Origin of the sequence: Psychrobacter sp. AOP5-GZ1-6 (genome assembly GCF_052376345.1) — a bacterium.
In the GTDB taxonomy this organism is placed as follows: domain Bacteria; phylum Pseudomonadota; class Gammaproteobacteria; order Pseudomonadales; family Moraxellaceae; genus Psychrobacter.
Window position 1 is genome coordinate 1 of sequence record NZ_JBQSVP010000315.1, and the last position, 756, is coordinate 756.

Below are 756 nucleotides of genomic sequence, written 5' to 3' on the forward strand. Positions count from 1 at the left end.
AAGCTCTCCAAACACCGTTTCAACCAAAGAGCGATGATTGAGTAGTGCCTCATCCATCGGCTTGAGTAATTGGGGTTTCATATTACGCCGAAGTTTGGTTATCAACGTGGTATCACTGTGTTTTGTGAGCCACGCGTTTAGGGCTTTACTGATATAGCCTCTATCACCAAATAGTTTTCCAAATAAAGACGTTGCCATATCCTTAACAGGCACTCTGTCATCCGTATTGCCCGCAGTGACTTTAACAGATACAAGCTCGCCCTTGTGATTGATAATGGCATGCAGCTTAAAGCCGTAAAACCAGCCCATACTACCTTTACCTCTTTGCGCCATACTCTCAAAGACTTTATGACGGTAGATACGCTTGTTATGACAAACTGCTATCTTGGTTGAATCAATATAGCTGATACCTGTACAGTCGCCCATCATGCTTTGCAAGTAGGCACATAGTGGCATGATACTGCGCGGCATAAGCTCTATAAATCGCGAGTAGCTCGGCAGGTTTGGAAACTCCCGTTTCATCATGCCAAGCATATGGTGGTAGTAAAAAGACTTAAACTGTCGATACCGCAGTTGATGAAACAGTACCAAGATGGTCATAATCTCTGCTACACTTATCTTGCATGCTCTTAGCCTTTGGTGTCCCGTTGCGATTAAATGAGCGTCAAACTCAGGTTTGAATTGCTGATAAAAGTCGTCAATATGGCAGTATAGTTCGGTTAGGTTGTCTGAGCTATGCTGAAGAAACCGTACAAC

1 protein-coding gene is annotated in these 756 nt (G+C 43.7%); it reads right to left on the reverse strand.

The genetic code is table 11. The features are described 5' to 3' along the window. The coding region (locus ACT3RN_RS15980; RefSeq protein ID WP_444518854.1) for an IS982 family transposase at window positions 1–702 on the reverse strand (702 nt) is incomplete at its 3' end. Window positions 703–756 lie beyond the last annotated feature (54 nt).